The organism is Pseudoxanthomonas sp. 97-1-1, from assembly GCF_057773125.1.
The window spans coordinates 732833-758713 of sequence record NZ_JBYMTJ010000002.1; the positions used below are offsets into that span (position 1 = coordinate 732833).

Here is a 25881-nt window from a genome sequence, read left to right on the forward strand (position 1 = left end):
GGGACGACGGCGCGTTCTGCATAGCGATGACTTCGCGCGAAGCTTCTTGTAGCCCTCAAGCGGCTAGCGTTAAAGTCACTCAGCTCGAGAGGACGCGCGAGCGAACGTGTGCGTCACCGACATTTCACACTTCATGGAAGGCATCAATGATTAAGATCGCACTAGCAGTATCGCTATTGGCAGGCATGACGGGTCTGGCGTTTGCTGGAACGGGCAATGGAAAGGTAGTTCACATTTCGCCCCTGCCGGGCGATGTGGTCATATTTGCCACTCAGATCCACTCGAGCAAGCCCGCCTGTTCGACGGCCGGAAACGACTGGACAATCAAACTCGATACTGAGACAGGACGAGCTACTTACGCGTTGCTGCTCTCTGCGGCCAGCTTGAATAAGCCCATTACGGTGTATGGCACTAACGATTGTCGCCACTGGGGCGATCGCGAGGCGGTAGAGCGTATCGTGGTCGGCTACTAGGTCGTACGCAGCGTTGCCAGTTACAGGGCTGGGCTCGCTTTGGCCCGGATGAAGGCGTTCAGCACTACACTGATGGCTCAGCAGTATGAGCGCTACGGCGCTGATGAGGCCTAGCACTGGCGTGATCGTGGTCCTAATCGAGCTTCAGCGCGATCTTTATCCCGCCCAGAGCGTTGCGCGCGAGACAGGGAGCCATGCCGATGATCGTCAGCACGCCCATCCAGAACACCGCCGCCGTCACCAGCTGGCGTGAGCGCGGGATGGTGCCCTGCTCACAGGCTTCGCGAAGGCGTTTCTCGGTGAGTATTCAGTGTGTTCGCCGCTTTCGTCCTGCTCAGGCATGGTGCGTTTCCGACGAGGCAAGGGACATTGCACGACCTGTTCCAAAATGCTCCAGACATGCATTGCTATCGGGGCACACCGAGCCCGCAGATGCTCGCTACGAACTGGTCAAGACGGATGGGGGCGCTAGGCCCTGCCGCGGCCCATTTCAACGGCATGCCAACGTCTACTGCAGCGAGTACGCGGATGGAAGCATTGGAGTTGCGCAATCGCTCCCATGTCGCCCTTCAGTGCGCCAAGTAAATGCATGTAGATGACCCCGTCACTTTCTGCTCGAAAATCTCTTCTTGTCCCCTAAGTGGCTGATCATTCGAGGCTTGCGATTCGTGATGCGTGGTTGCGGCTCGACTCAAAAGTGAGTCGATAGCGATAGCAGTACAGACAAGCGGGTGAGAGCCTTGACATTCAGTTGCGTGATTCGGATAAATGAAGTGCGCCATCAGTGGCGCTCGGGGATCCAAGACGCAAATCGTGCCAGGCGCATGCGTCTTAAGCGCAAGATTGGATAGAAGCCGCAGGGAGTAGGCATGCGAACGAGTTTGGCTTGGAGCGGAGAGCCCGTTGCGGCTCGCAGCTGCGCGAACGTCCGAATGGACGTGAGGCCCGCGATAGTCGCGACGGCGTCTACTTAGTATTCCCTCAGGAAAATGGAGCAATACATGCGACGAGAAGCGTTTCGAATCGGCGGACTCATCGGTCTGTGCGGATTGATGCTACTGATCGGTGCAGTCAGTGCAGAGCCGTCTTCGCCCGCTACAGTCAAGATCATGCAAGTCAGGCCGTATGCGAATAGCCACTCGGTCTACATCCATGTGTCTTCAGGTCAGCTCTGTAGCACTTCAGCTTTCGTCATCATGACGGATGAGCCAGGAGGTAAGGGAATGTACGCCGCGGCACTCACTGCGCTTACCACTGGCAAGCGGGTCATCCTCGAAGTTTCCAATGCAACTGGGTGCACTGGCTGGGGTACCAAGCTGCAGTCCTTGTACGTACTGGCTAACTGATGACGTCTTAGAGAAGCGCTTTTCCAATTACCTGGTCGATGAAGGACGATGATCATGCTCAACAAGGCGTTAGTTATTGCGGCGGTGGCAGTAGGGGTGTTGGGACTGTTGGTGTGGAGGAGTGCACATGCCGCTGAGGTCGTAACGGCGCGGGTGACGCTGGTGGAGCCGACCTACATGCCGAATGTCGTGTCGTTCCAGATAGACAAGCCCTTCCCATCGTGTCCATTGGGGTCCTGGCTCACCTGGAACAAGGGTCCTGATAACAATCGCGCCGTCTACGCCGCGTTGTTGTCCGCTATGAGTTCCGGCAAGCGGATAACCCTGTACATCAACAGTGGGGACACCACATGTACAGGCCAGTATCTCCACGTGCTGAAGGACTGATCATGAAGATGGTCCGTGCGTTGCTGATTGCGATACTTTTGCTTTCAGCTGCCAATGTTGGCGCTGAGCAGCAGTTCATCAGCAACATCAAAGTGGTGCAGATCGGAGCCTATCAGCACTCACCAGGCCACTTCGTTTGGTTCTCGATAGCACTGCCGGGATGCGCGTCAACGCCGAGCTTCGATGAGTCCAGGCCCGGGGGAAAAGCACTCCTCACGCTGCTGACGACGGCGCTTGTGGGTGGGCGCAAGGTGGATGTTCGCTATCAGGCTTGTGACATCACGGAGATCTATCTGAAATGAATTTCCGTGCGGTAGATCAGTACTAGCGAGGGGGTGAGTATGAAGCGGAAGGCGTGGTTGATGGGTGCGCTGGTGATGTTCTGTGCATCAAGTGCTGTGGCGGACACTTGGGTCGTCTTCATGTCGGCACGTGTCACTGCCATTGTCCAGTGGCAAGACAATGCCGACGTGCTCTTCGAGGTGGCGCCACAGACGTACTGCTATCTGCCGGCCGGTGAGAAGAACGCGATCGCGTTAGTGACGACCCTGTACAGCACCGGTCGCAAGGCTGACATCCATTGCCACGCGGCCTCGGTGACTGTTGGTGGCATGCCTGCTCATCGCGTGCATCGAATTATCGCTCGCTGATTATCGGAATTGAAGTTAGGGCGTGGTGCGCCGTTTGTGCGTGGGAAATTAATAGCGTCTAGGGAGTAAACAAGTGCTATCAATTCGATTCAAGGGACGTGGGAATGACTCGGGCGGAATCGCCCCAGCGACGCTGACGCAATGTCTCGTCAAGCGAGAGGATGATCTGATCTGGTTGCTGAGGCGCGCAATCAGAGACGGGAGTGATTCTTGCCCATCCAGCCGACGATCGCTCGGATCATCAAGTATCGTTGTTGCATTCTTGTTTGCGGCAGCGGCGCTGTCGCCTGCCACTCAAGCCGCGGAAGATCAAGCAGACCCAAGTACGATGGATCCGGTGGTGGTAACGGGAGTTAGGCCGCCGGTGCTGGATGGTTTTAATAACGACATGTATGGCCGCGTCTCACCCCTCTCCCTTGCATCCAATTTCGGAACCATTGGCCCCGGCTACTATTTCATCCCTAGCCAGCAGGTGCCTTCCGGGGCGATATCGTCCGTGGTGCCCAGTGACTGCAGTGATGCGGCGGGAAATCCCGAGGTGGCGGGGAATCCCGTCGTGCTTCTCAACGGAAACAAAATCGAGCGCGAGGTGGATTTCGTCGCCGACGGTGAGGCGGGACTACACTTGCAGCGCGTTTACAATCACTATTGGCCTGGGATTGGGATCTTCGGAAAAAACTGGATCAGCAATTTTGATTTCAAGCTTGCGTTCGGAAGCACGCAATCGACTGACGCTTGCTATCCAAGACCCGGTGGTGGCACCTGCGGTGTCGGCGCCAACACGAAAATCTACGCATTGCGTCCAGACGGCAGCGTGAGGTGGCATGAGTTGAATGCGGCCGACGGTATCTTTTACGAAGTCAAGGATGGCCCCGTATCGAAGATCGTCAGGCAGACGAACGGAGATTTCGTACTGTATGGCGAAGGAAATCAGATCGAAACTTATTCTTCCTCGGGCTACATAAAATCGGTGGAGAATGCGCAAGGTGTTGGCTGGACATTCGCATACACGAACCTCACCTATCCCGTTCGTGTAACTCATACATCAGGGCGATATGTCGAGTTCATTTGGACAGGTAACCAACTGACCACTGCGCGCGACCCGGCGGGAACTTCCTATAGCTATACCTATACCGCCAACCAGTTCGGCACCGGGCTCCACCGCTTGGCTTCTGCGTCCCAAGCCAATGCTACGACCACCTACCACTACGAGTTGGCTGTCGACCCCTCTGCACTGACGGGAAAGTCGTTCAACGGCGCCCGCTACTCGACATTCACCTATGGCGCCGGAACTCGTCCGGCTGCTATCCAGACAACGCATAATGGCGTCGAGACCTGGAAGTTCACATATGAAGATATGAGCGGAGCGCCCGGCGGCGGCGGCGCCGGCATCACCGTTACGACTTATGTGAATCCATTGGGACGAACCACAAAGAACGCATACAAGAATGGAAAAATCTACTTGGTTTCAGGATTAGCCAGCGCTAACTGTCCTGGAACCATCGTGAGTACGACCTATAACGCCACCACCGGCTACCCGGAGGTGGTGACGGATGCCAGTGGCAACAAGACTGCTCTCACGTACAACACCAAAGGCCAGTTGCTTGCCCAAACAGAAGCTTATGAAACTCCACTTGCTCGTACGATCACCTACGCCTGGGATGACGCCAAAAACCGTAAGATCAGGGAGACAGTGGCAGGACTGAGCGAAACCAGCTTCAGCTACGCTAACCACGGCCGATTCGCGTCGGTAGTGGTCCGGGATTTGGTTACCGGACAAGTGCGTACCACCACCTATCATTACACCCATCACAGTAATGGTGTCCTCGCATCAGCGCGAGTGGACGCGCCGCTGACAGCGGATGACGTGACGAGGACCTACAGCACCAGTGGCGACCTGATAACAGTGACCAACGCAGGCAATCAGGTTACGACTTACGGGAATTACAACGCATTGGGGCAGCCTGGTCGCATCATCAGCCCCAGCGGAGCGGTGGTTGAGTATGACTACGATGCCAGAGGCCGAGTTGTTGCGGAACGGACATTCCCGGCCGGTAGTCCGGTGGAGGTCCGCTACGTCTATGGCGCCAGTGGGCTGTTGGAGGCAAAAAGCACCAGCGACGGCAACACTTCCCTCTATCATTACGATTCAGCACGGCGCTTGATACAAGAGGATCTGACCGAGCCTGGTGGTGGGTATTCTGTCAAGCGGTACACCTATGACGCCATGTCCAATCCAATCAAGGTCGAGATAGGCCGCGACAACTGATGTGGTCGATTGTTGGAAGCTCGAGAATCGTGCCAGCTTGCATGCATCGGAGTTCAGGCAGATACCTTTCAAGGGGAAGGATCCATGTTCAGTAGCATCATCTTGGCCTCGGCCTTGACCGTCACCCAAGTGACGACTTATGAATACGACGAATTGGGGCGGGTCATTGCCGTGAAAGGCGATAGTGGTCGGCAGCTGTCCAGGATCGCGTACGACGCCGAAGGCCGCGTCATCGAGCGGACAAATGGAAACAACGAGACGACGCGGCTCAGCTACGATGCTCTCGGGAGGGTGGCAACCTCTACAGACCCACAGGGCGGAATAACCAGGCTCGGCTATGACGCGGGTGATCGGTTGACCCGCGTTGAAGATCCCCGGGGATTGGTCACAACATCGCGCTACGACGGGTTCGGCAGGCTCCTGGAACTGGTTAGCCCAGATACCGGGCGCACAACTTTCACCTACCGAGCCGATGGCTTGCCAGAGCAGATCGTCCGTAACGACGGCAGTTCGATCAGCTACCAGTACGATGCGCTTGGGCGTATCACCAGGGCGGCCGGCGGCGTGGATGAGCGCAGCTTTGTTTACGATACGTGCGGCGCGGGCTTCCTGTGTGAGCAGCGCGTCGCCGCATCGGGTGCCACGCAGGCTGTGACCAAATTCACCTACAGTGCCGATGGCCGCCTGCTCACGCGCTCCGACGCGATTCCGGCCGCTGAAGACGTCACCCATTATCAGTACGACACGCTGGGTCGGATAAGCGGGGTGACCTATCCAAGTGGTGTCAATCTTGGTTATGGCTATACGTTGGGGCGGCTCACCGCCATCAGTGCGGTGGTTGATGGCACAACATATCCCGTCGTCAGCAACGTCCGGTACCGGCCGTTTGGTGGGCCCGAATCTTGGACATACGGCAACGGACTGGAGCGGCGCTACAACTTCGACAGGGACGGCCGCCTGTTTGGTGTTAGTGCGACTAACGTCGACACCGTCGCCCAGAGTCTGACCTATGGTTTTGACGCGGCCGACCGCATCAACAGCATCTCCAACGGCGGCGGCCTCCCGGTCGGCCAGCAATACAGCTATGACGCGATAGGAAGACTTCGGTCGGACTCGATCAGCGGGCAGAGCGGTCATGACTTGATTGATGCTTACGACGCCAACGGAAATCGGACCCGGCACGGCTGGAACGGCGAAGTGGAGGCGCACGCTATAGATGCCCAAAGCAACAGGCTGATGGCAATCTTGGGCACGTCGAACGCGGCTCGCCACCACCAGTATGTGTATGATCTACGGGGGAATCGCATCCAAGACATCACCGGTTCGGTGACCACAGGCTTCCAGTATGACGCGTTCAACCGATTGAAGCTGGTCGGTCGTTCACAGGTGGCACAGGTCTGCGAGCCCTACGGTTCCTGCCGGACGTTGCAGGCTGGCGAGACTACCTACATTGTCAATGCAGGTGACCAACGTGTTGCCAAGACGCGGACTGGTGAGCAGACTCGCTATGTGTACGGTGGGGAGACACAATTGTTGGCCGAGCACGGAGCCAGCGGCTGGAAGAGCTACCTCTGGTTTGGTAAAGAACTGGTCGGCCTGGTAACCCCTAGCAGTGGCAGCATCGTCGCCTGGTACGAGGACTATCCGATTATGCTGGGGCACGGAGGTGTGAAGTATGTGCACACGGACCACCTCGGTCGGCCAGAGGTAGTGACGAATGGGAATGCAGTAACGATCTGGAGGGCGCAGAACTACGCTTTCGATCGCAATGCGACTCTAGATCTAATTGGTGGTTTGAATCTGGGCTTCCCGGGGCAATACTACGATGAAGAGAGCGACCTGTGGTCGAACGGCTTCCGCGATTACGATGCTAAGGTAGGGCGCTATCTACAGAGTGATCCGATTGGATTGTCCGGGGGCGTCAATACCTATGCCTACGCGAACTCAGATCCTGTGTCTTTCGTGGATCCAAATGGCCTAAACTCAATCCCAAATCCAAATGGAGTCGTGCCGGGAGGACCTTGGACGCCGCACGATGCAAACAGACCGGGACAATTTTTGGGGCCTAGCCCCGCGGACGGAAAGGGCGGACGAGCTCAATGTCAGTTCGTGCCTCCTGAAGGGAAGGGAGGTCCCCCAGGAAGTCAAGGCTATTGGAAGACTAATCAACCGGGCCAGAAGGGCTGGCAACGATTTGACCTGAAAGGAACTCCAATATCACCAGGTGAAGCACACAAGATTCCCTTGCCCAAAATTCCAACCCCTAGTTCTGGCGCACCTCTGATATGCTTCATTTGCCATCTATATTTTCCCAAGGCGCCTCCTCCGCCTCCGTCGACTTGAGTGATGTTCTCCCTATCCAGTAAGAAAGAGCTCGACACACTTTTGCATGCTCATGGGATGCGGATAGGTGATTGGGGCGATATATCTGCGGTCGCAGCACGCTTTACTACGCAGCCATGCATTTGGAGGCCTGCCGGAGAGTTGCAAGGTGCGTACGTAGATTTTTGGCATATCGCACGCTATCTTCTTAATGAGGAGAGGCTGCTGGTCAGCATTGACAATTCAACATTTCCTAGAGAGGGGGAGGTCGCGGCCTTTTACGAGTGTCTCGGCCTATCGGTTCATGAGAGTCATGGGGTTGTGGAACTTTGTGACTCCTTCATTGCGACTAGAGTCGGCAACCGGTGGTCCGAATCTCAGATAGGGCGCCTGAGTATCTTGTTGCTATTCTCTACATCAGCAGAATGGCACATCCATTTTGCCGCGATTGGTGAATCTGGGTTCCGCCGCGTTGCAGTGTTGGACGGGACCTTATTTTCGTTCACGTCAGAAGTGAATAATTCTGCATTCCAAAATTGCACTGGCTACGATGTTCCTTGATATATTCAGTTGCATTGAGTCTCTACATATTTCTTGGTTGTGTACTAAGCTCTGGGGTATGTGTGACTTTCGAGACTCTGACTGATGTAATCACCAGGTGCGCTATGCTTGGCTGAGTTGCGGAGCTTATATATAGCTGATTGCGACTGGCGCGCCCAATGATTGCATTCATCTACGAAGTGCTCGCTTCCAGGCGCTTAATCAAGTAGTTGTGCCGAAGCGCCCCCGCCCTGTAGGCGTCCCATAAGTAGAACTTTATGTCAAGGTTTCCTGTGCATGGGGTTCCATGAGTATCTTGCTTTTCCGAATTGGTGGGAAACGCACTAGCGAAACCATTTTGTTCGAATGGGAGGGTGGGATGATCGAGTTTCAACTCCGGAAAGTTGGACTGGCGTTTGGCGTGCTAACGTTTCTCGCTGCAGGGTCTACGGCCATCGCGACCGAGATCCAGCGCTATAGCCTCACGATCAGCAAGATTCGCGTGGTTGGCGATTATCAAGGGACAACACACGACAACACCGTCGAATTGTGGTTCACGACGTCACTTAATTTGCCCGGCGGAGCTTTATGTACCGACAGTTCGCGAGCGTATATCGACGCCAAGAATACGCATATGGTCGCCGCGGCGTATCAGGCGCTCGCCTCCAAGACCCGGGTCAGCATCAATCTCGATGACACGCTCCCGGTGCGGGGTGGGGCATGTGGGATTTCGTTCCTTGATATTGGTGGACAGTAGGCGGCAAGAGCGTTGTAGCGAGCGCGTATTTCGATGAGCAGTCGGGATCTTTGCGCGCCGTTTGGTCTGTATGGGGGTAAGGTTCTTATGGCTCAAGGAGGGCGGTTTATGAAGCATCTACTGAGCGCGTCGATGCTAGTGCTATTGATGGGGGTGCCGATCGCAGTCCAGTCGGCAGAGCACCTTGTTGGCAAGGTGACACGAATCTATCCGAACTCGACGGGTGTTTACTTCAGGCTGAGCGGAACGTGCAAGACGAACACCTACTTCTACTTCTCACTCGCGAATGACTCAGGTAAGGCTTGGTACGCCATGTTGCTCAGTGCCGCCGTTACCAAGCAGCCGGTGCGAGTCGCAATTGGCGAAACTTGTGACCCCGCGGTCAATCAAACCATCCAGTACGTCTACCAAGACTTCTAAGGCTGGCAAATGGGGTGTGCTGATGATGCGGAGCCGCATCACAGCTTTTGTCGACGCCTTATGCAGGGGCCTGCAACTGGCCCCGGCTGGCCTTACATACCCATACTAAGCGTCACGCGCTCGCGGAACACGCGCTCGAAGCCAGCGTAAGGGAGCGGCTGGGCTGATAAGGCCGCAGCTTCCAGGGCTTGTTTGGCGCTTACGCCCATGGCGCAGGATTCTGACACGGCCGCGACGACGCGGCCGCCGACCGTCTGCTGGATGGTGATCGAGCACGGTCCCGTGCCGGGCGCCCACTGGGCACGGATGGCTTCGCGCAAGGCCATCAGATAGTCGTGCTCGCGCCCATACGGAGGAAAGGCGGGCAGCGGGCTCTCAACACGCTCTACAGGCATGCCGGCCTCACCGCCGTTCGGCGCAGTCATTGTGGCCGTTGGCGGCGAGGGCGCGGATGAAGGAACTTCCGGGGACTCGGCCACGGCCACCGCCGTAGGCGCCTGCGGGTTGGGGGACGTGTCCGATAGCGGCTCGACGGGGATCAGGTCCGGCCTCTCCGCTTGCGGGGTCGTCTTGGCGATCACCAAAGGTTGCCGGAATTCGTCCTCGCCCAAGAAGGTCATGGAGAGCTGGCCGGAGGTTGTGTCGCGCGCGGAAGAGCCCTCCGACAGAGTGGACGCGGCGGTCAGCGTCCATAGCAGCGCCAAGAGATGCAGACCCGCCGATACGCCGCCGGCCCAATACCGATCGTGTCTGGCATCGTGGTTGAGGGGAAGCGTTGCCAACGGGATATCCTTGTCTTCGGTTCGTCCTGGTGTGGATGTCTGCCGTCGCCGGTGTCTGCATCTTGGCCAAAGTGTAGTCGAGTCTGGCGAAGAAACGCATGCCTCCAGCCTGAACCACGAACACGCCGACACGCGGCGACAGATGGACTGCATCTCAGCGCTCTCAGCTCAGGGGAATTGTCTAACGGCGCGTTGCGCGGCTAGCATGTGCCCATGCTGTTCCGCGTCCTCCGCCAATGCCGCTTCCTGTTGCGCCTGCCCGCGCTGGCGGTGCTGTTGCTGGCCGTGCTGGCGAACCCGGTACTGGCCTCGCTGGGCGACCTGCACGAGTTGGGCAGCGGCGGCGACCACCTGCATGCGGTCAGCGAACATGCGGGTGAATCCGCAGGCAACGACCATGGTCACGCGGATGGGGAGGCGGGCGAGGGGGATCTTCTGCACGCCCTGATGCACGCCAGCCACTGCTGCGGCCACCTGACCGCCATCGTGCCCGCGGCGATGCGCGTGCCAGCCATGAAGCTGCTTTCCGCCGCGCCCGTCGCGGCCACGATGGCGGTGCCACGCGCGCCGGCCACCTCCCTGCTGCGTCCTCCGATCAGCGCGTGATGTCCATGCCGGGCTGGCGTCCTGTCGCCCGCGCTCCATCACCGACTTTCCGGAGAATTCCCATGTGGTTGCGACTGGCGGCATTGGCCGCCTTCGCGATCGCGCCGTGCGTGCATGCACAGGCGCCATCGCCCGCTGTTGAATCCCTGACGCTGGACGACGCCATCGCGCGCGTTGCCCGTGTCCATCCCGACCTGCGCCTGTTCGGCGCCCGCACCGACGCACTGCTCGCCGAGCGCGATGCCGCGATCCTGCGCCCGCCGTTGAGCGCCGGCATGCAGCTTGAGAACATGCTGGGCACGGGCGACGCCCGTGGTTTTTCCGGGGCCGAACTCACGCTGACATTGGCCGGCGTGCTGGAACGGGGCGGCAAGCTGGATGCCCGCCGCACGCTGGCACAGGCACGCATCGATGCCCTGGCCGTGCAGCGCGAAGCGCAACGCCTTGACCTGCTGGCGGAGGTGGCGCGCCGCTATCTGGCCGTCACCGCCGCGCACGCGCAACACGAGATCGCCGAACAGGACATCGCGCAGCGCCGCCGCACCGTGGCGGCCGCGCGACAGCGGCTGCAGGCGGGCGCGTCCCCGGAGTCGGTGCTCCTCACCGCGCAGGCCGCACTGGCGCGTGCAGAGATGGCGGCGGCACGTGCGAAGCAGCAGCAGGACGCCGCGCGCCAGCACCTGGCCGCGTTGTGGGGCGAGCGCGATCCCGGGTTCGCAGTGGCGCCAGGCGATCCTCTGGCGCTGCCCGCCATCGAAGACACGCAGGCCCTGGCCGCGCTGCTGCAAGGCACGCCGGAACTTGCCCAGTTCGCCGACGAGCGCCGCCTGCGCGAGGCACGCCTGCGCCTGGCACGCAGCAGCGGGACGGCAGACCTCGATTGGCAGGTCGGCGTGCGCCGGCTGCAGGAAAGCGGTGACACGGCACTGGTCGGCAGTGTGTCGCTGCCGTTGGGAAGCGCGCGCCGTGCCGGCCTCGAGGCGAGGGCTGCGGAAGCCGACCTGGCGGCGCTGGACATCGAGCGCGAATCGCGTGACATCGCGCTGTACTCGACGCTCACCGACGCCCACGGCCGCTTTCGCGTTTCGCAGCTCGAAGTGCAGCGCATGCGCGACGACGTGCTGCCGCGCCTGGTGCGCGCCGAACAGGCGGCCGAGCGTGCCTACCGGGCCGGCGCCATCAGCTACCTGGAGTGGGCGCAGTTGCAGTCCGACACCACGTCGACCCGCCGCCAGCAACTCGAGGCAGCGCTCGAAGCACACCGCGCGCTGATCGAACTCCAACGCCTCACCGGCCAGGCCCTCGTGGCCGGGACCGCAACTGCCGAACAGGGAAGCACGCCATGACCCTGCACCCCCTCCTGCGCGCGCTCGCGCTCTCCCTGATGCTGGCAGGCTGCGGCGGCGCGGCCGACAGCGCGTCCACGGACGACCACGGCCACGAAGAAGGCGGCGAACACGCCGCCGCCGATGCCGCACGGGGTGGACACGGTGGCCGATTGCTGAGCCAGGACGGTTTCACCGTCGAGCTGGCGATCGCTGAAACCGGCACGCCCCCCAGGTACCAGGCCTGGCTCTACCGTGACGGCACGCCCTTGCCCGCAAGCGCGGGCAGCGTGGAAGTCCGCCTCATCCGCCTGGGCGGCGTGCGCGAAACGCATGCGCTGACACCGCAACCGGACGGCAGCCTGCTGGCGAAGACCGTAGTGGACGAACCGCATTCCTTCGACGTCGAGGTGGTTGCGAAGATCGAGGGACGCACGTTGCGCTGGACCTACGACAGCTACGAAGGCCGCACCACCATCGCCGCGAAGATCGCCGATGAATCCGGCATCCGCGTGGCACCGGCACAGGCCGGCACCATCGCCGACGAGCATGAAGTGCAGGGACTGCTGACGCCGGTCGAAGGACGCGTGGCCAACATCGCCGCACGCTTCCCCGGCCCCATCCGCCGACTGGCCGCCAACGTGGGCGACCGCGTGCAGGCCGGCCAGACGATGGCCACCGTGGAAAGCAATCTCAGCCTGACCACGTATGCCGTCACCTCACCGATCACGGGCGTCGTGCTGGCGCGGCATGCGAGCGTGGGCAGCGTGGTGGGCGAGGGCGCCACGTTGTTCGAAGTGGCGGACCTGTCCACCTTGTGGGTGGACCTGCACATCTTCGGCGCGGATGCGCAGCACATCGTGCCCGGCGTACCGGTGACGGTGACCCGGCTGAGCGACGGCGCCACCGTGCAGACCACGCTAGAACGCGTGCTGCCGGGCACCGCCACGGCCAGCCAGAGTACGGTTGCCCGGGCCACGCTGGAGAACGCGGATGGACTGTGGCGTCCCGGCTCCGCGGTCAAGGCACGCATCACGGTGGAGCAGCAGCCTGCCGCGCTGGTGGTGCCGGTAGCCGCGCTGCAGACATTCCGCGACTGGGAGGTGGTGTTCGTGCGCGTGGGCGACACGTATGAAGTGCGGCCCGTCGAACTCGGCAAGCGTGATGCACGACAGGTGGAAGTGCTGTCCGGCCTGAACGCCGGCGACCAGGTGGTGGTGGAGCAGAGTTACCTGGTGAAGGCCGACATCGAGAAGTCGGGGGCATCGCATGACCACTGACCGCTCCCTTCCGGCATCGCACGGCGTGCTGGAACGCATCCTGCGCTTCGCCATCGCGCACCGCTTGCTGATGATGGCGCTGACGTTGGCGCTGGTCGTGGTCGGCGCCTGGAGTTTCAGCAGGCTGCCGATCGATGTCACGCCCGACATCACCAACGTGCAGGTGCAGATCAACACGCAGGTGGACGGCTACTCGCCGCTGGAAGCGGAACAGCGCGTGACCTATCCCATCGAGACTGCGCTCGCCGGCCTGCCGGGGCTGGACCATACGCGCTCGATTTCCCGCTATGGCCTGTCGCAGGTGACCGTGGTCTTCAAGGACGGCACCGACCTCTACTTCGCCCGCCAGCAGGTCGGCGAGCGCATCCAGCAGGCCAAGTCGCAGCTCCCCGCCGGGCTGGAACCCGGCATGGGACCCATCGCCACCGGCATGGGCGAGATCTTCATGTACACGGTGGAAGCAAAACCCGATGCGCTGAAGGCCGACGGCACGCCGTACACTGCCACCGACCTGCGCACGCTGCAGGACTGGGTGGTGCGGCCGCAACTGCGCAACGTGCCGGGCGTGACCGAAGTGAACACGATCGGCGGCTTCGCGCGGCAGATCCACATCACGCCGGATCCGGCACGACTGGTCGCGCTGGGGTTCACCCTGCACGACGTGGTGGAGGCCGTCGCGAGCAACAACCAGAACGTCGGCGCGGGCTACATCGAGCGCAACGGCCAGCAGTTCCTGGTGCGTGCGCCGGGCCAGGTGGCCGACCTGGACGGCATCCGCGACATCGTGCTGGACCGCCGCGAAGGCGTGCCCATCCGTGTGCGCGACGTGGCGCAGGTGGGCGAGGGACCGGAGCTGCGCACCGGCGCGGCCACGATGGACGGCAAGGAAGTCGTGCTGGGAACGACCTTCATGCTGATCGGCGCCAACAGCCGCGACGTGGCGCGCGCCGTGGCCGCACGGCTGGCCGAGGCCAACCGCAGCCTGCCTGCGGGCGTACGCGCTGAACCCATGTACGACCGCACCTCGCTGGTGGACCGCACCATCCGCACCGTGGCGAAGAACCTGGTGGAAGGCGCGGTGCTGGTGATCGTGGTGCTGTTCCTGCTGCTGGGCAACGTGCGCGCGGCGCTGATCACCGCCGCGGTGATTCCGCTGGCCATGCTGTTCACGCTGACGGGCATGGTGCGCGGCGGCGTGTCGGGCAACCTGATGAGCCTGGGTGCGTTGGACTTCGGCCTGATCGTGGATGGCGCCGTGATCATCATCGAGAACTGCCTGCGCCGCTTCGGCGACCTGCAGCACGCGCTGGGTCGCCTGCTGACGGAGGAGGAGCGCCTCGATGCCACCGCCTCGGCAACGGCGGAGGTCATCCGCCCCAGCCTGTTCGGCCTGGGCATCATCACTGCCGTGTATCTGCCGATCTTCGCCCTCACCGGCGTGGAGGGAAAGATGTTCCATCCCATGGCGATCACGGTGGTGCTGGCGCTGACCGGTGCGATGGTGCTGTCGCTGACCTTCGTGCCCGCGGCCGTCGCGTTGTTCATGCGCGGTCGCGTGCAGGAGAAGGAGACCCGCCTGATGCGATGGGCGCGGCGTGCGTATGCGCCGGCGCTCGCATGGACGCTGCGCCGCCGCATGCTGGTCGGCGCGGGTGCGGCGTCTCTGGTCGTGGTGTGCGGCGTACTCGCCACGCGCCTGGGCACCGAGTTCGTGCCCAGCCTGGACGAAGGCGACATCGCCATGCACGCCATGCGTATTCCCGGCACCAGCCTGGACCAGGCAGTGCGCATGCAGGCGACGCTGGAGGCACGCATCAAGCAGTTTCCGGAAGTGCACCGCGTGTTCGGCAAGCTTGGCACGGCGGAAGTGGCGACCGATCCGATGCCGCCCTCGGTCGCCGATACGTTCATCATGCTCAGGCCGCGTGCCGAATGGCCCGACCCGCGCAAGCCCAAGGCCACGCTGGTGGCGGAGATCGAACGCGCCGTCCAGCAGATTCCCGGCAACAACTACGAGTTCACCCAGCCCATCCAGATGCGCATGAACGAGCTGATCTCGGGCGTGCGCGCGGACGTCGCCATCAAGGTCTATGGCGATGACCTGGATGCACTGGTGGAGTTGGGTGAGCAGATCGAACGCGTGGCGAAAACCGTCGACGGCGCGGCCGACGTGCGACTGGAACAGGCGACGGGACTGCCACTGCTGACGATCACGCCGGACCGCCAGGCGCTGATCCGCTACGGGCTGAACCCCGGCGACGTGCAGCACACGGTGGCGACCGCGGTGGGCGGTGAAGTGGCAGGGCAGTTGTTCGAAGGCGATCGCCGCTTCGACATCGTCGTGCGCCTGCCGGAGGCGCTGCGCCAGGATCCGTCCGCGCTGCACGACCTGCCCATCCCGCTGGGGCGCGGCGACAACGAGGACGAATCCACGCGCTCCGCTGCGTGGGATTCCGGCACGCCGCGTACCGTGCCACTGCGCGAGGTCGCGAAGATCGAGACCACGCTGGGACCGAACCAGATCAACCGCGAGAACGGCAAGCGCCGCGTGGTGGTGACCGCGAACGTGCGCGGCCGTGACCTGGGCGGCTTCGTGGCGGAGCTGCGGGAGAAGATCGGCGCCGGGGTGGAGGTGCCGGCCGGCTACTGGGTCGAGTACGGCGGCACGTTCGAGCAATTGATCTCGGCCAGCCGGCGGCTGGGCCTCGTGGTGCCGATGACGCTGGTGGTCATCTTCGCGCTGCTGTTCTGGGCGTTCGGTTCGGCCAAGGACGCCGCCATCGTGTTCACCGGTGTGCCGCTGGCGCTGACCGGGGGCGTCGTGGCGCTGGCGTTGCGCGGCTTGCCGCTCTCCATTTCGGCCGGCGTCGGCTTCATCGCGCTGTCGGGCGTGGCGGTGTTGAACGGGCTGGTGATGATCGCCTTCATCCGCAAGCTGCGCGAGCAGGGCGGCCCGCTTGATACCGCCGTCGTCGAAGGGGCGCTCGGCCGCCTGCGTCCGGTGCTGATGACCGCACTGGTGGCATCGCTGGGCTTCCTGCCGATGGCGCTCAATGTCGGGGCGGGATCGGAGGTGCAGCGTCCGCTGGCCACGGTGGTGATCGGCGGCATCGTCTCGTCCACGCTGTTGACGTTGCTGGTGCTGCCGCTGCTTTACCGGTGGTGGTGGAGCAGGCAATGAGTGGATCGATCTCGGCGGGCTGATCCCGATCCCGTCATTCCAGCGAAGGCTGGAATCCATTGCCTGTGAGTGGCGGGGCTTTCGGGGCAAGAGCAGATGGGTCCCAGCTTTCGCTGGGACGACGGCAAAAGAACCGGGGCGGTGATGAGTGCGATGCAGCCCATTGGCCACGCGATTCAACGCACGCCTAGAACAGGTCGTCGGCGATCACGTAGCTGTCGCGTCCGGCCGACTTCGCGCGGTAGAGCGCGGCGTCGGCGCGCGAAAACCAGTCGTGCCAGGTCTTTTCCTGCTCGCGCAGCAGCGCTGCGCCGAGCGAGATGGTGATGCGCCCGCCGGGGCCGCGCAGGGCGCTGCGCACGGCCTTGCGCAGGCGCTCCGTGGCGGCTTCCAGGTCCTGGCTGTTGTCGAGGTCCAGCAGGGCGACGAACTCTTCGCCGCCGAAGCGGAACACGTGGTCGTTGCGGCGCATCTCGAAGCGCAGGATCGAGGCGAGGTCGGCGATGGCGGCATCCCCGGCGGCATGTCCGTACTGGTCGTTGACGTCCTTGAAACGGTCCAGGTCGAGCACGACCAGCCCGTAGTTGTGTCCGGTCCGCTGGAACGTGTCCACCGCATCCGCAAGCGCGCGCTCCATGCTGCGCCGGTTGGGGACGCCGGTCAGGGCATCGATCGCGGCCAGCTTCTCCAGCCGCGCCCGGTCTCCCTGCGTGCGCTTGGCGAAGATGTACGAGAAACCGGTGATCAGCAGCACGCTGACCGCCACGGACGTGGCGTGGAACCCGTCGTGGAAGAAGTCGGGCAGCAATTGCACGCCGACCAGGATGACGAGGTTGGCGGAGGCCGCCAGCCAGCGGTTCGCGATGAAGAAGTTGGTCAGCAGCACCAGGTAGATCCATGTCAGTGCGGTGTGTCCCGCCAGCAGGCACGCCGCCAGGGTGCCTGCCGAGTTCAACACGCACAGCGCTGCGCCGGCCCGGGTGCTGTCGCCGGTTCGCCACGCATACAGCACGGGCAGCATGACGCAGGCGACGATCGCGAAGTCGAGCCAGGCGAGGGCATGCTGTCCGCTGAGCCAGCGATAGATGCCGAAGACGGTGATGGTGACGCCCGTGATCGAACCCAGCAGGACGATGATGTCGAGGCGGAAGTCGCGGCGGGTCGGCTTCATGGCAAGGGCCGGATGCGCCCGGGGGCGGGATGCTTCTTCGTCGTTCAAACGTTCACGCGATCGCAGGCAAGTCGGCGGAGATGGACCACCGCGCAGTGTATGCGGTTGCCCGTGGGCGGGCGTGATGAGAGTCACGCTTGGGCGTTGGCATCGGCGTGCGCGAGCGCTCGGCAGCGTGTGCCGGATTCCGCATGGCACGGTGTTCGGTACGTCATTGCGCATTCAGTGCGGAGCATCAACACTCCGGCCTCCCGAAACAGGAGAAGTGGCATGAGAGCATTCGCACGCTGGGCCGTGATCTTTGCGGTATGCGCTTCCGCCTGGGCGGGCGCCGAACCTGTCCATGCGCAGACCGTGGGCTACAACATCCGCACCGGCGATGTATGGGTCGACACCCGCCTGGGAGAGATCAACGACTACGGGCGCCGGTACCGGGACCCGTTCGTTTCCGAGATGACCGGGCACTACGGCGCGCCGCGCTCGCTGGTCCTGGATCTGCTCGACCGTCGCGGGTGGGCCCCCGCCGATGTGTACTTCGCCTGCGCCATCGCGCGTGCGCTCGGCATTCCCTGCCTGGATGTCGTGCAACGTTACGAACGCAATCCGGGCCAGGGTTGGGGCAACCTCGCCAAGCAGATGGGCATCAAGCCCGGTTCGCCGGCCTTCCATGCCTTGAAGAACGGGGCGGTGGGCACCTATGACCGCTGGGGTTATCCCATCCGCATCGACCAGCGCACCAGCGTGGACTGGTCCAAGCATGGTCCCGGCCAGGGCAAGGGTGCAGGCGGCCGGAAGCCGGCGCAGGCGAGCCAGGGCGGCAAGCCCGCCCACGCCGACCATCCAGGCAAGGGCAACAGCGGGAAGGCTCAAGGCAACAAGGGCAACGGCCGCGACAAGTAATCGCACCGGCGTTGCCCCATCCCACCCACGACAACGGCCGCCGACGCGGCCGTTGTCGCGTCTGTCCCTGCGCGTGCGGGCATCACCCGGCTTTCCAGCGCACCACCCACACCACCCCCAGCGCCAGATTCAGCAGCATGCCGGCGATGGTCAACGCGTAGGCCACCGTCGGGCTGCCCGCGATGGGCAGCAGGGTCAACAGTGACCATGGCAAGGCCAGCAACCAGGCGAATGCGTGCGCGAGGGGGTCGGGCTGCAGCCCCAGCAGTTGATGCTCGGAGACATGGATCAGTCCCAGCGCGCCAACGCAGCACAGCAGGTAGAAAGCGAGCAGGGCGCAGGAGGTGGCGCGCATGGCGGTTCCTTGCGCAGGAGCGGGCGCGAGCAGCATGACACCTGGAACCACCCCGGGATGGCCCGTGGCCGGACATGTCGGGCGGGCTTCCGATATACGGCGCCTAGGCGCGCCGCGGCTCAGGCCGTCAGCGCTTCCAGCGTCTTGAATACCTGTGGCACGGCCATGGCCGGGGTGCCGCCATTGACCGAGACGGCACGCAGGCCGTGCTGGTAGCTCTGCCAGATCATCTCGTCCGCGTGCTGGATGTCCACGCCGCGGAATTCGCCTGCGGCCATGCCGCGGCTGAGTTCCTGGCGCACCGGCTCGCGCATGCGGCGCAGCGCGGTGTTCATTTCCGCCTCGACGCTCGGCGACCAGCGCGCCGACACGCTCCAAAGCGCGGGGAACGCGATGAAGTTGGCGGCGTCCTCGCGCGCCGTCCAGAAATAGAAATCGAGGATGCGCTGGGCATGCGTCGAACCCTGCGGGCGTTCCACCATCGGCGCCTTGCGCGCGGTGTAGTCGCGGATCAGCAGGGTGGCGATGATGTCCGCCTTCGTCTCGAAGTGCAGGATCACGCCGCGGGCACTGAGTCCGGTTTCTTCGCCCAGGTCCATCAGGGTGGTCTGGTCGAACCCCTTGGTGAAAAACAGCCTGCGCGCAGCGATGAGCACGGCTTCCCGGGTCTCCTGGCTGGTACGGCGCTTGTGGGTAGGGCTTGGACTCACAGGCATTCTCCGGTTCGCGGGGGAAGCTCTCCTGCGTCGGCCTGGACCTGGGTCCATTCCGTGCGCTGGCGTATGTGGCGCCTCCCTCTGGCCCATTCTGCACAAATTCATGCAGTTAGTGGAACAGGAGGCGCATACATCATGTGAAACCCGCACGCAGGGGCCTGAATGGCAGGCGCCGCGTGGCCCGTCAGAGGATAACCGCAGTTTCGTTAAGCGCTGATTTGCCGCGCTGCATCAAATGTGAGATCGAAGATGCGCTGTACCGGCGGCCCCAGCTCGCCTGCCAGCAGCGCCAGCAGGAACAATCCCAGCAACAGCGCCGTCGGCAGGCCCAACTGGATGGGATTGAGGGCCGGCGCGGCGCGGCCCAGCACGCCGAACGCCAGGTTCACCGCAAGCATCGCGACCATCACCGGCAGCGCCAGCCCGACCGCCGCACGCAGGATGTGGCTGAACAGCATCGGCGCGACTTCGAGCATCTGCTGCACATCCGGCAACGCGGTGCCGATCGGCAGCGAGCGATAACTGTCCACGAGCAGCGACACCAGCGCCAGATGGCCGTTGGCGGTGAAGAACAGCAGGCCGAACGCCAGATAGAACCATTGCCCGACGACACCGGAGTTCACCCCGCGCAACGGATCGGACATCTGGGCGAAGGCCAGGCCCGTGCCCTGCGAAATCAGTTCGCCCGCCATCGCCCCGGCCTCGAACGCCAGTCGCAGCATGAAGCCCATGCTCGCGCCGACGGCCAACTCGCGCGCCACGTTCAGCACGGTGCTGGCGTCGAAGGCGATCCGGTCCGGCGTGCCCGGAAGCAGTGGTGCCAGCGCCATCGCCAGTGCGCCGGCGATGATGACCCGCACCCGCACCGACACGGCGCGCGTGCCGATCAACGGTGCCGCCATCAGCAGTGCGCCAGTGCGCAGCATCGTCCACAGGATGGCGTTGACCATGCCGAAGGCCTGCTGGCCGTCGATGACCATCTGGGTCGCGGGATCCATCGCGTCGCGTCCGCGTCGTCAGCCGATCAGGTGGGGCAACCGCTGGAACAGGTTGGTCGTGTATTCGACCAGCACGCCGAGCAGGTAGCTGCCGGTGGCGAACAGCGCCGCAGTCAGCGCGATCGCCTTGGCGACGAAGGCGATGGTGGGCTCATTGAGTTGTGTCGCCGCCTGGATCACGCCGACCACCACGCCGACGATCAGCACCACGAGCAACAGCGGGCCACCGACCCACAGGGCGATCTCCAGGCCGTCACGCAGTTCGGTAAGGGCAAGTTCGGGACTCATCGCGTGTTCCTCAGACGCCGTTGAAGCTGGCGGCCAGCGAGCCGACGATCAGTACCCAGCCGTCCACCAGCACGAACAGCAGGATCTTGAACGGCGCGGACACCAGCATCGGCGACAGCATCATCATGCCCATCGACATCAGCACGCTGGCGACCACCAGGTCGATGATCACGAAGGGAATGAAGATCAGGAAACCGATCTCGAACGCGGTCTTCAGTTCGCTGGTGATGAACGAGGCCACCACGATCGGGAACGGCACGTCCGCCGGGCTGGCATAGCTGCCGTGGCCGGCAAGACCGGCGAAGGTCATCAGGTCGGTTTCGCGCACCTGCGCCAGCATGAAGTCGCGCAGCGGGCCGGTGGTCATCGTCCACGCAGTGGAGAAATCGATCTGGCCGTTGAGGTACGGCGCCATGCCCTGTGCCCACGCCTTTTCGCCTACCGGCATCATCACCAGCATGGTCAGGAACAGCGCCAGGCCCACCAGCACCTGGTTGGACGGCGTCTGTCCGGTGCCCAGCGCCTGCCGCAGCAGGCCGAGCACGATGATGATGCGGGTGAACGCGGTCATCGCCAGCAGCGCGGACGGAATCAGCGTGATCGCCGTCATCAGCAGCAGCGTCTGCAACGGCAGGCTGACGGTGTTGTCGCCGATCTGGCCCACGTTGACCTTGGGCAGGGCAGGCAGGGTCGGTGCGGTCGGCGCGGCAGGCGTCGCCGCGGGCGCGGGGTTCTGTGCCGGTGTGGTGGCGGGGGCCGTCTGCGCCAGCGCCAGGACAGGCGCGCACAGCCACAGCAGGCAGATCAGGGAAAGAACGAAACGGCGCATCTCAGCTCTCTCTGCGCAGGCGCTTGGCCAGCAGCTCGGCGAAATTCGGCATCGTCGGCGCGGGCGCGACGACCAGGGGTTCGGGCAGCGTGTGCAATGCCGTGATGCCGCCGGCGGTCACGCCGACCAGCAGCTGCTGCTTGCCCACCTCGATCACCATCACGCGCTCCTTGGTACCCACCGACAGCATCGAGACCACGTGGAGCTGGTCGCTGGGCCGGATGCCCAGGCCGGCGCCCGGCATGCGCTTGAGCAGCCAGGCCATGCCCAGGATCAGGCCAAGCACCAGGATCAGGCCGACCAGCGCGCCGCCGATGCCGGGCGTGGACGGCGCGTGCTGGCCGATCTTCTGTGCGGGTGCCGCGGCGGTGGCGAGCAGGGCGAAGGCGTGCATGGACATCGACTCAGCGCAGGCGGCGGATGCGTTCGCTGGGGCTGACCACGTCGGTCAGGCGCACGCCGAAACGGTCGTTCACCACCACGACTTCGCCGTGCGCGATCAGCGTGCCGTTGACGAATACGTCCAGCGGTTCACCGGCGCCGCGTTCCAGTTCCACCACCGAGCCCTGATTGAGCTGCAGCAGGTTGCGGATCGGCATGCGCGTGCGGCCCACTTCCAGCGACAGCGTGACCGGCACGTCCAGGATCACGTCCAGGCTCATGTCGCTGTCGTTGTCGTTGTCCTGCACGGAGGCATCCGGGCGGGTGTCGCCGAAGGCGGCGAGGGTGTCTTCGTTCTCGGGAATCATGGAGTGGCGTCCTGGAAGGCGACGGGTGTCAGGGCATGGCGGGGCGGCGCCGCGTGCTTGTGGTGGCTGCCGGGAGGATGCTTGGCGGTGATCTTCACCGCGTTATTGCCGTTGGAGATGCCGAACTCGCCGGTGAATACCGGCACCTGTTCGACGCACACCGGCACCGACTTGGGCAGGTCGATGGGCAGGATGTCGCCCACCTTCAGCCGGGTCAGCTGGCGCAGGTTGATGCGCTTCTCCGCCAGTACGCTGGAGACGGTGACTTCGGCGCCACGCAACTGTTCGTGCAGGGTGACGCGGAAGCTGTCGTCGTCGTGCACGCGGTCGGACTGGATGCCCGCATCGAGCAGCTCGCGGATCGGTTCCAGCATTGAATACGGCAGGGTCACGTGCAGGTCGCCGCCGCCGCCGTCGAGCTCCACGTGGAAGCGGCTGACCACCACGTATTCGCGCGGGCTGACGATGTTGGCGAAGTGCGGATTGACCTCGCTGGTGATGTACTCGAAGTCCACCGGCATCACCGGCGCCCAGGCGTCGATCAGGTCGGTGAAGGTCTGCTTCAGCAGCAGCTGGATCACCCGCATCTCGGTGGCGGTGAACTCGCGCCCCTCGATCTTGGCCGGGTAGCGGCCGTCGCCGCCGAAGAAGTTGTCCACCATGGTGAACACCAGCTTGGGTTCGAACACGATCAGGCCCACGCCGCGCAGCGGTTTGAACTTGACCAGGTTGAGGTTGGTGGGCACGTACAGCGAGTGCAGGTAATCGCCGAACTTGATCGTCTCGATGCCACGCACCGAGAGTTCGGCCGATCGCCGCAGCAGGTTGAACAGGCCGATGCGCCAGGTGCGCACGAAGCGCTCGTTGATCATCTCCAGCGTCGGCAGCCGGCCGCGCACGATGCGGTCCTGGCTGGCGAAGTCGTAGGTGCGCGCGATGGTGGGATCGACCGGCGGTTCCTCGGTCTCGATCGCGCCGGTATCCACGCCATTGAGCAGGGCGTCGATCTCGTCTTGCGACAGCAGGTCACTGGTCATCATGGCGTCGCGGTTCCGTCACTGCATCACGAAGCTGGTGAACAACAGGGCGTCGGCGGAGGGCTTGCCGGTTTCGGCGACCAGCAGCGCTTTCACTTCATTGAGTGCGGTGTTCTGCAGGCGTTCCTTGCCTTCGCGGCTCATCAGGCCGGCGGCGTCCTGCTGTGCGAACAGCATCAGCAGGCGCGCGCGGATGGCGGGGGCATGCAGTTCGATGGCCTTGAGCGCTTCGGGATCGCGCGTCATCAGCTGCACTTCGACCTGCAGGTAGCGTGCGCCGCCCGTTTCGCCGACGAGATTGACGACGAACGGCGGCTCCAGCGCGAAGTACTGGGCCGGCGCGGGTACTTCGCCCGGGCTCTTGGCCTTGGGTGCGTCGGCCTTCACTTCCTTGCCGGCATGGCTGGCGAAGTACCACGCGCCACCGCCGGCGGCACCGGCCGCAACCAGCGCCACCAGCCCGATCGTCAGCAGCGACTTGCCGCCCTTGGGCTTGTCGGCCTTGTCGGCCTTGGATTTGCTTGCGGTCTTGTCGGCAGCTGCCACGGCGGTGGATCTCCTGAGGGGTCTGCCCAGGTGATGCAAGCGGCGTGCCGTGGTGGGCAGGAGGGCCCGACGGGGTTTTGACGGGGGTACCTTCTGTAGGAGCGACGTGAGTCGCGACCGCACGTCACGTGGGTCCGGTAACCGCGTTCAGGCAGGGATGCGCGCATGATCAGGCACCCATGGCGCCGGATTTCCGCGGTCGCGACTCACGTCGCTCTACAGGAACAGCGATCCGTCAGGCGTACGCGTCCACCAGTCCCCGCGCCGTCATGCGGACGGTACGCGGTGTCTCGGCTGCGGCGTCGCTGGTGTCTGCGGCGCTTTCACCGTGCTGCGCCGTGCCGCCGTGCGACGGCGGGGCATGCTGCTGGCCGACATCGGCGTGGGCGAGCTGGAAGCCATGCTGGCCCAGCATGTCGCGCAGCTTGGGCAGGCTGTTTTCCAGCGCCTGCCTGACGTCCGCCTGGGCGCTGGTGAAGTCGGCATGCACGCGGTCGCCGTCCAGTCGCAGGCGGATCTCCACGGTGCCGAGGTCGTTCGGGGTCACCTTGATGTGCGCGTGGCCGATCTTCTGGTCGGCCATCCAGCGCACCGCATCGGCGACGTCCTCGTCGAAATGGCCGCCATGCAGGTCGGCGCTCGGTGCTTCCATCGCATTGACGGTCTCCGTGCGCGAGAGGCCGAGCGGGGCGTTCGACGCGCCGACGCCGGCGAGGAGCGTGCCGGTGGGCGACGTGGGGGTTTCCGCGTCGTCGCTGCGCAGGGCATCGATGAAGTCGCGGCCGAGGTTGATCACGTCCGGTATCGCGGCGGCGGCCTGGCCGGTGGCAAGGTGGGCGGTGAAGGAGAGCAGGTTCTGCAGCGGCGCCCGGGCCACATGGCCCATCGCGGCGGTGGCCGTCGGCGACGCCGTCGCAGGTGCGTCGGTTGCGTTGGGGGAGGCAGCGTTCTGGAGGTCGGGCGGAACCGCGTTGCCGGTGTCTGCGGCGACCGGGGCAGCCAAGGCGCCCGCCGGAGAAGCCGGCGTCGTGGCGCGACCGCCGGCCAACACGGCGTCGGGGGAAGAGACGGCTTCTGCAGGGATCACGTCGCCGAGCAGTGGATTGCCCAACAGCGGATTGCCCAGGGGATCGGTCGGCACGGTGATGCGGGGATCAGCCTGCGGGATGGCAGCCGCCGGTAGCGGAACCTCCGGCAGCACCAGCGTCGCAACGCCAGCCTCCTTGATGTCCTGATCGTCCGTCGTGCGCGCCGCGTCGTCGGGGTGGCGGTTGGCGGCGTGCGGTTGTTGCAGGGCGGTGGTCTCCTGCCCCTCGTCGCGCCGGGGCGCGGGCTTTCGGGCCGGGGCTTCGTCACGCGTCGCCGGGTGACGCACCATCTCGTCGAAGCTGGGCTTCGACGGGTCCGGTGTGCTTTCCCGTGCCTGTGCGACACCGCCTGCGGCAGCGGGGAACACGGTCTTGCCCGCGGGAGGCAGCGACGCCATCGGGGATGGCATCAGGCTTCCTCGCTTTCCTGTGCGGTGGCGGCCAGTCGCGCACGGCGCGCGCCGAGGTCATCCATCTCGCGCTGGTCGCGCCGTTCCACCACCTGTCGCTCCTGGGCGCGGTAGCTGGCGGCGAGCTGTTCGAGCACCTGCTTGTCGCGGCTGGCCAGCAGCAGGCGGTCGCGCTCGATGTCCACGCTGCTGCGGCTGCGGTCGACGTTCTGCAGCTGCTGCGCCAGCGCCTGGTCGATGCGTTCCAGGAAGGCACGGCGATTGGCCAGCTGCGCCGGACTGGTGGCGGCCATCTGGCTGTTGGCGTAGTCCTCGGCGTACTGCCGCAGTTCCTCCAGGCGCGACTCGTGCTGCGCCAGCGTGTTCTGGCGTTCGGCCAGGTCGCGGGCAACGGAATCCTCGTGTTCCTGCGCGCGGCGCAGCAGGGGATCGATTCGGCGGGACTGCATCATGGCG

27 protein-coding genes are annotated in these 25881 nt (G+C 63.8%); 13 read left to right on the forward strand and 14 right to left on the reverse strand.

Features of this window, described 5'->3' with window-relative positions:
* The first annotated feature begins 146 nt into the window (after nt 1-146).
* Nucleotides 147-473, forward strand: a complete 327-nt coding sequence (locus AC3DET_RS10635) for a hypothetical protein (protein ID WP_488391564.1) — start codon at nt 147-149, stop codon at nt 471-473.
* Between the two features lie 133 nt (nt 474-606).
* Here AC3DET_RS10635 and AC3DET_RS10640 read toward each other — a convergent pair whose 3' ends face one another.
* Nucleotides 607-780 carry an EscU/YscU/HrcU family type III secretion system export apparatus switch protein gene (locus AC3DET_RS10640; protein ID WP_488391731.1) on the reverse strand — a complete coding sequence of 58 codons (174 nt, stop codon included), beginning with the start codon at nt 778-780 and terminating at the stop codon, nt 607-609.
* 1087 nt (nt 781-1867) lie between these two features.
* Here AC3DET_RS10640 and AC3DET_RS10645 point away from each other — a divergent pair.
* The 7 genes from AC3DET_RS10645 to AC3DET_RS10675 all read left to right on the forward strand — a co-directional run bounded on the left by AC3DET_RS10645 (nt 1868) and on the right by AC3DET_RS10675 (nt 9164).
* Complete coding sequence (locus AC3DET_RS10645) at nt 1868-2206, forward strand: hypothetical protein (protein WP_488391565.1); 339 nt, start codon at nt 1868-1870, stop codon at nt 2204-2206.
* A 2-nt stretch (nt 2207-2208) separates the two neighbouring features.
* A complete protein-coding gene (locus tag AC3DET_RS10650; RefSeq protein WP_488391566.1) occupies nt 2209-2508 on the forward strand; it encodes a hypothetical protein in 300 nt (99 codons plus the stop codon).
* Nucleotides 2509-2568: 60 nt separating this feature from the next.
* Nucleotides 2569-2856: a hypothetical protein gene (locus AC3DET_RS10655; RefSeq protein ID WP_488391567.1), complete on the forward strand. Its 288-nt coding sequence runs from the start codon at nt 2569-2571 to the stop codon at nt 2854-2856.
* A gap of 328 nt (nt 2857-3184) precedes the next feature.
* A complete protein-coding gene (locus AC3DET_RS10660; RefSeq protein ID WP_488391568.1) occupies nt 3185-5125 on the forward strand; it encodes a DUF6531 domain-containing protein in 1941 nt (646 codons plus the stop codon).
* An 84-nt stretch (nt 5126-5209) separates the two neighbouring features.
* Nucleotides 5210-7468, forward strand: a complete 2259-nt coding sequence (locus AC3DET_RS10665; protein WP_488391569.1) for an RHS repeat-associated core domain-containing protein — start codon at nt 5210-5212, stop codon at nt 7466-7468.
* An 826-nt stretch (nt 7469-8294) separates the two neighbouring features.
* Complete coding sequence (locus AC3DET_RS10670; RefSeq protein WP_488391570.1) at nt 8295-8744, forward strand: hypothetical protein; 450 nt, start codon at nt 8295-8297, stop codon at nt 8742-8744.
* 108 nt (nt 8745-8852) lie between these two features.
* Complete coding sequence (locus tag AC3DET_RS10675) at nt 8853-9164, forward strand: hypothetical protein (protein ID WP_488391571.1); 312 nt, start codon at nt 8853-8855, stop codon at nt 9162-9164.
* Nucleotides 9165-9256: 92 nt separating this feature from the next.
* Here AC3DET_RS10675 and AC3DET_RS10680 read toward each other — a convergent pair whose 3' ends face one another.
* On the reverse strand, nt 9257-9946 hold the full coding sequence (locus AC3DET_RS10680; RefSeq protein ID WP_488391572.1) for a hypothetical protein: 690 nt from the start codon (nt 9944-9946) through the stop codon (nt 9257-9259).
* Nucleotides 9947-10159: 213 nt separating this feature from the next.
* On the opposite strand from AC3DET_RS10680, the gene AC3DET_RS10685 reads away from it, so the two are divergent.
* The 4 genes from AC3DET_RS10685 to AC3DET_RS10700 all read left to right on the forward strand — a co-directional run bounded on the left by AC3DET_RS10685 (nt 10160) and on the right by AC3DET_RS10700 (nt 16338).
* A complete protein-coding gene (locus tag AC3DET_RS10685) occupies nt 10160-10552 on the forward strand; it encodes a hypothetical protein (protein ID WP_488391573.1) in 393 nt (130 codons plus the stop codon).
* 62 nt (nt 10553-10614) lie between these two features.
* Nucleotides 10615-11898 carry a TolC family protein gene (locus AC3DET_RS10690; RefSeq protein ID WP_488391574.1) on the forward strand — a complete coding sequence of 428 codons (1284 nt, stop codon included), beginning with the start codon at nt 10615-10617 and terminating at the stop codon, nt 11896-11898.
* A complete protein-coding gene (locus AC3DET_RS10695; RefSeq protein WP_488391575.1) occupies nt 11895-13157 on the forward strand; it encodes an efflux RND transporter periplasmic adaptor subunit in 1263 nt (420 codons plus the stop codon). Before AC3DET_RS10690 ends, AC3DET_RS10695 begins: the two co-directional genes overlap by 4 nt.
* 25 nt (nt 13158-13182) lie before the next feature.
* Nucleotides 13183-16338, forward strand: a complete 3156-nt coding sequence (locus AC3DET_RS10700) for an efflux RND transporter permease subunit (protein WP_488391732.1) — start codon at nt 13183-13185, stop codon at nt 16336-16338.
* 187 nt (nt 16339-16525) lie between these two features.
* Here the strand turns inward: AC3DET_RS10700 and AC3DET_RS10705 are convergent, their stop codons facing one another.
* Nucleotides 16526-17509 (reverse strand): GGDEF domain-containing protein, encoded by a 984-nt coding sequence (locus AC3DET_RS10705; protein WP_337732105.1) that lies wholly within the window; start codon nt 17507-17509, stop codon nt 16526-16528.
* A 270-nt stretch (nt 17510-17779) separates the two neighbouring features.
* On the opposite strand from AC3DET_RS10705, the gene AC3DET_RS10710 reads away from it, so the two are divergent.
* Nucleotides 17780-18409 carry a hypothetical protein gene (locus AC3DET_RS10710; RefSeq protein ID WP_337732104.1) on the forward strand — a complete coding sequence of 210 codons (630 nt, stop codon included), beginning with the start codon at nt 17780-17782 and terminating at the stop codon, nt 18407-18409.
* 82 nt (nt 18410-18491) lie between these two features.
* On the opposite strand, the gene AC3DET_RS10715 is transcribed toward AC3DET_RS10710, so the two are convergent.
* The 11 genes from AC3DET_RS10715 to fliJ form a co-directional block, all read right to left on the reverse strand.
* Nucleotides 18492-18764, reverse strand: a complete 273-nt coding sequence (locus AC3DET_RS10715) for a hypothetical protein (RefSeq protein ID WP_192202654.1) — start codon at nt 18762-18764, stop codon at nt 18492-18494.
* A gap of 119 nt (nt 18765-18883) precedes the next feature.
* Entirely contained in the window at nt 18884-19474 is a 591-nt protein-coding gene (locus AC3DET_RS10720) for a TetR family transcriptional regulator (protein ID WP_192202653.1), read from the reverse strand.
* 212 nt (nt 19475-19686) lie between these two features.
* Nucleotides 19687-20478: a flagellar biosynthetic protein FliR gene (gene fliR, locus AC3DET_RS10725; RefSeq protein ID WP_192202652.1), complete on the reverse strand. Its 792-nt coding sequence runs from the start codon at nt 20476-20478 to the stop codon at nt 19687-19689.
* An 18-nt stretch (nt 20479-20496) separates the two neighbouring features.
* Complete coding sequence (locus AC3DET_RS10730; RefSeq protein WP_192202651.1) at nt 20497-20766, reverse strand: flagellar biosynthetic protein FliQ; 270 nt, start codon at nt 20764-20766, stop codon at nt 20497-20499.
* Between the two features lie 10 nt (nt 20767-20776).
* Nucleotides 20777-21595, reverse strand: coding sequence for a flagellar type III secretion system pore protein FliP (fliP, locus tag AC3DET_RS10735; protein WP_446539609.1), 819 nt, complete (start codon nt 21593-21595; stop codon nt 20777-20779).
* A 1-nt stretch (nt 21596) separates the two neighbouring features.
* Nucleotides 21597-21995, reverse strand: coding sequence for a flagellar biosynthetic protein FliO (gene fliO, locus AC3DET_RS10740; RefSeq protein ID WP_488391576.1), 399 nt, complete (start codon nt 21993-21995; stop codon nt 21597-21599).
* 4 nt (nt 21996-21999) lie between these two features.
* Nucleotides 22000-22344, reverse strand: a complete 345-nt coding sequence (gene fliN / locus AC3DET_RS10745) for a flagellar motor switch protein FliN (RefSeq protein ID WP_192202648.1) — start codon at nt 22342-22344, stop codon at nt 22000-22002.
* Nucleotides 22341-23384, reverse strand: coding sequence for a flagellar motor switch protein FliM (gene fliM, locus AC3DET_RS10750; protein WP_488391577.1), 1044 nt, complete (start codon nt 23382-23384; stop codon nt 22341-22343). Before fliM ends, fliN begins: the two co-directional genes overlap by 4 nt.
* A 15-nt stretch (nt 23385-23399) precedes the next feature.
* Nucleotides 23400-23957 carry a flagellar basal body-associated FliL family protein gene (locus tag AC3DET_RS10755; RefSeq protein WP_192202792.1) on the reverse strand — a complete coding sequence of 186 codons (558 nt, stop codon included), beginning with the start codon at nt 23955-23957 and terminating at the stop codon, nt 23400-23402.
* Nucleotides 23958-24162: 205 nt separating this feature from the next.
* On the reverse strand, nt 24163-25425 hold the full coding sequence (locus AC3DET_RS10760; protein WP_446539607.1) for a flagellar hook-length control protein FliK: 1263 nt from the start codon (nt 25423-25425) through the stop codon (nt 24163-24165).
* On the reverse strand, nt 25425-25877 hold the full coding sequence (gene fliJ, locus AC3DET_RS10765; RefSeq protein ID WP_298119955.1) for a flagellar export protein FliJ: 453 nt from the start codon (nt 25875-25877) through the stop codon (nt 25425-25427). Before fliJ ends, AC3DET_RS10760 begins: the two co-directional genes overlap by 1 nt.
* Between the last annotated feature and the right edge of the window lie 4 nt (nt 25878-25881).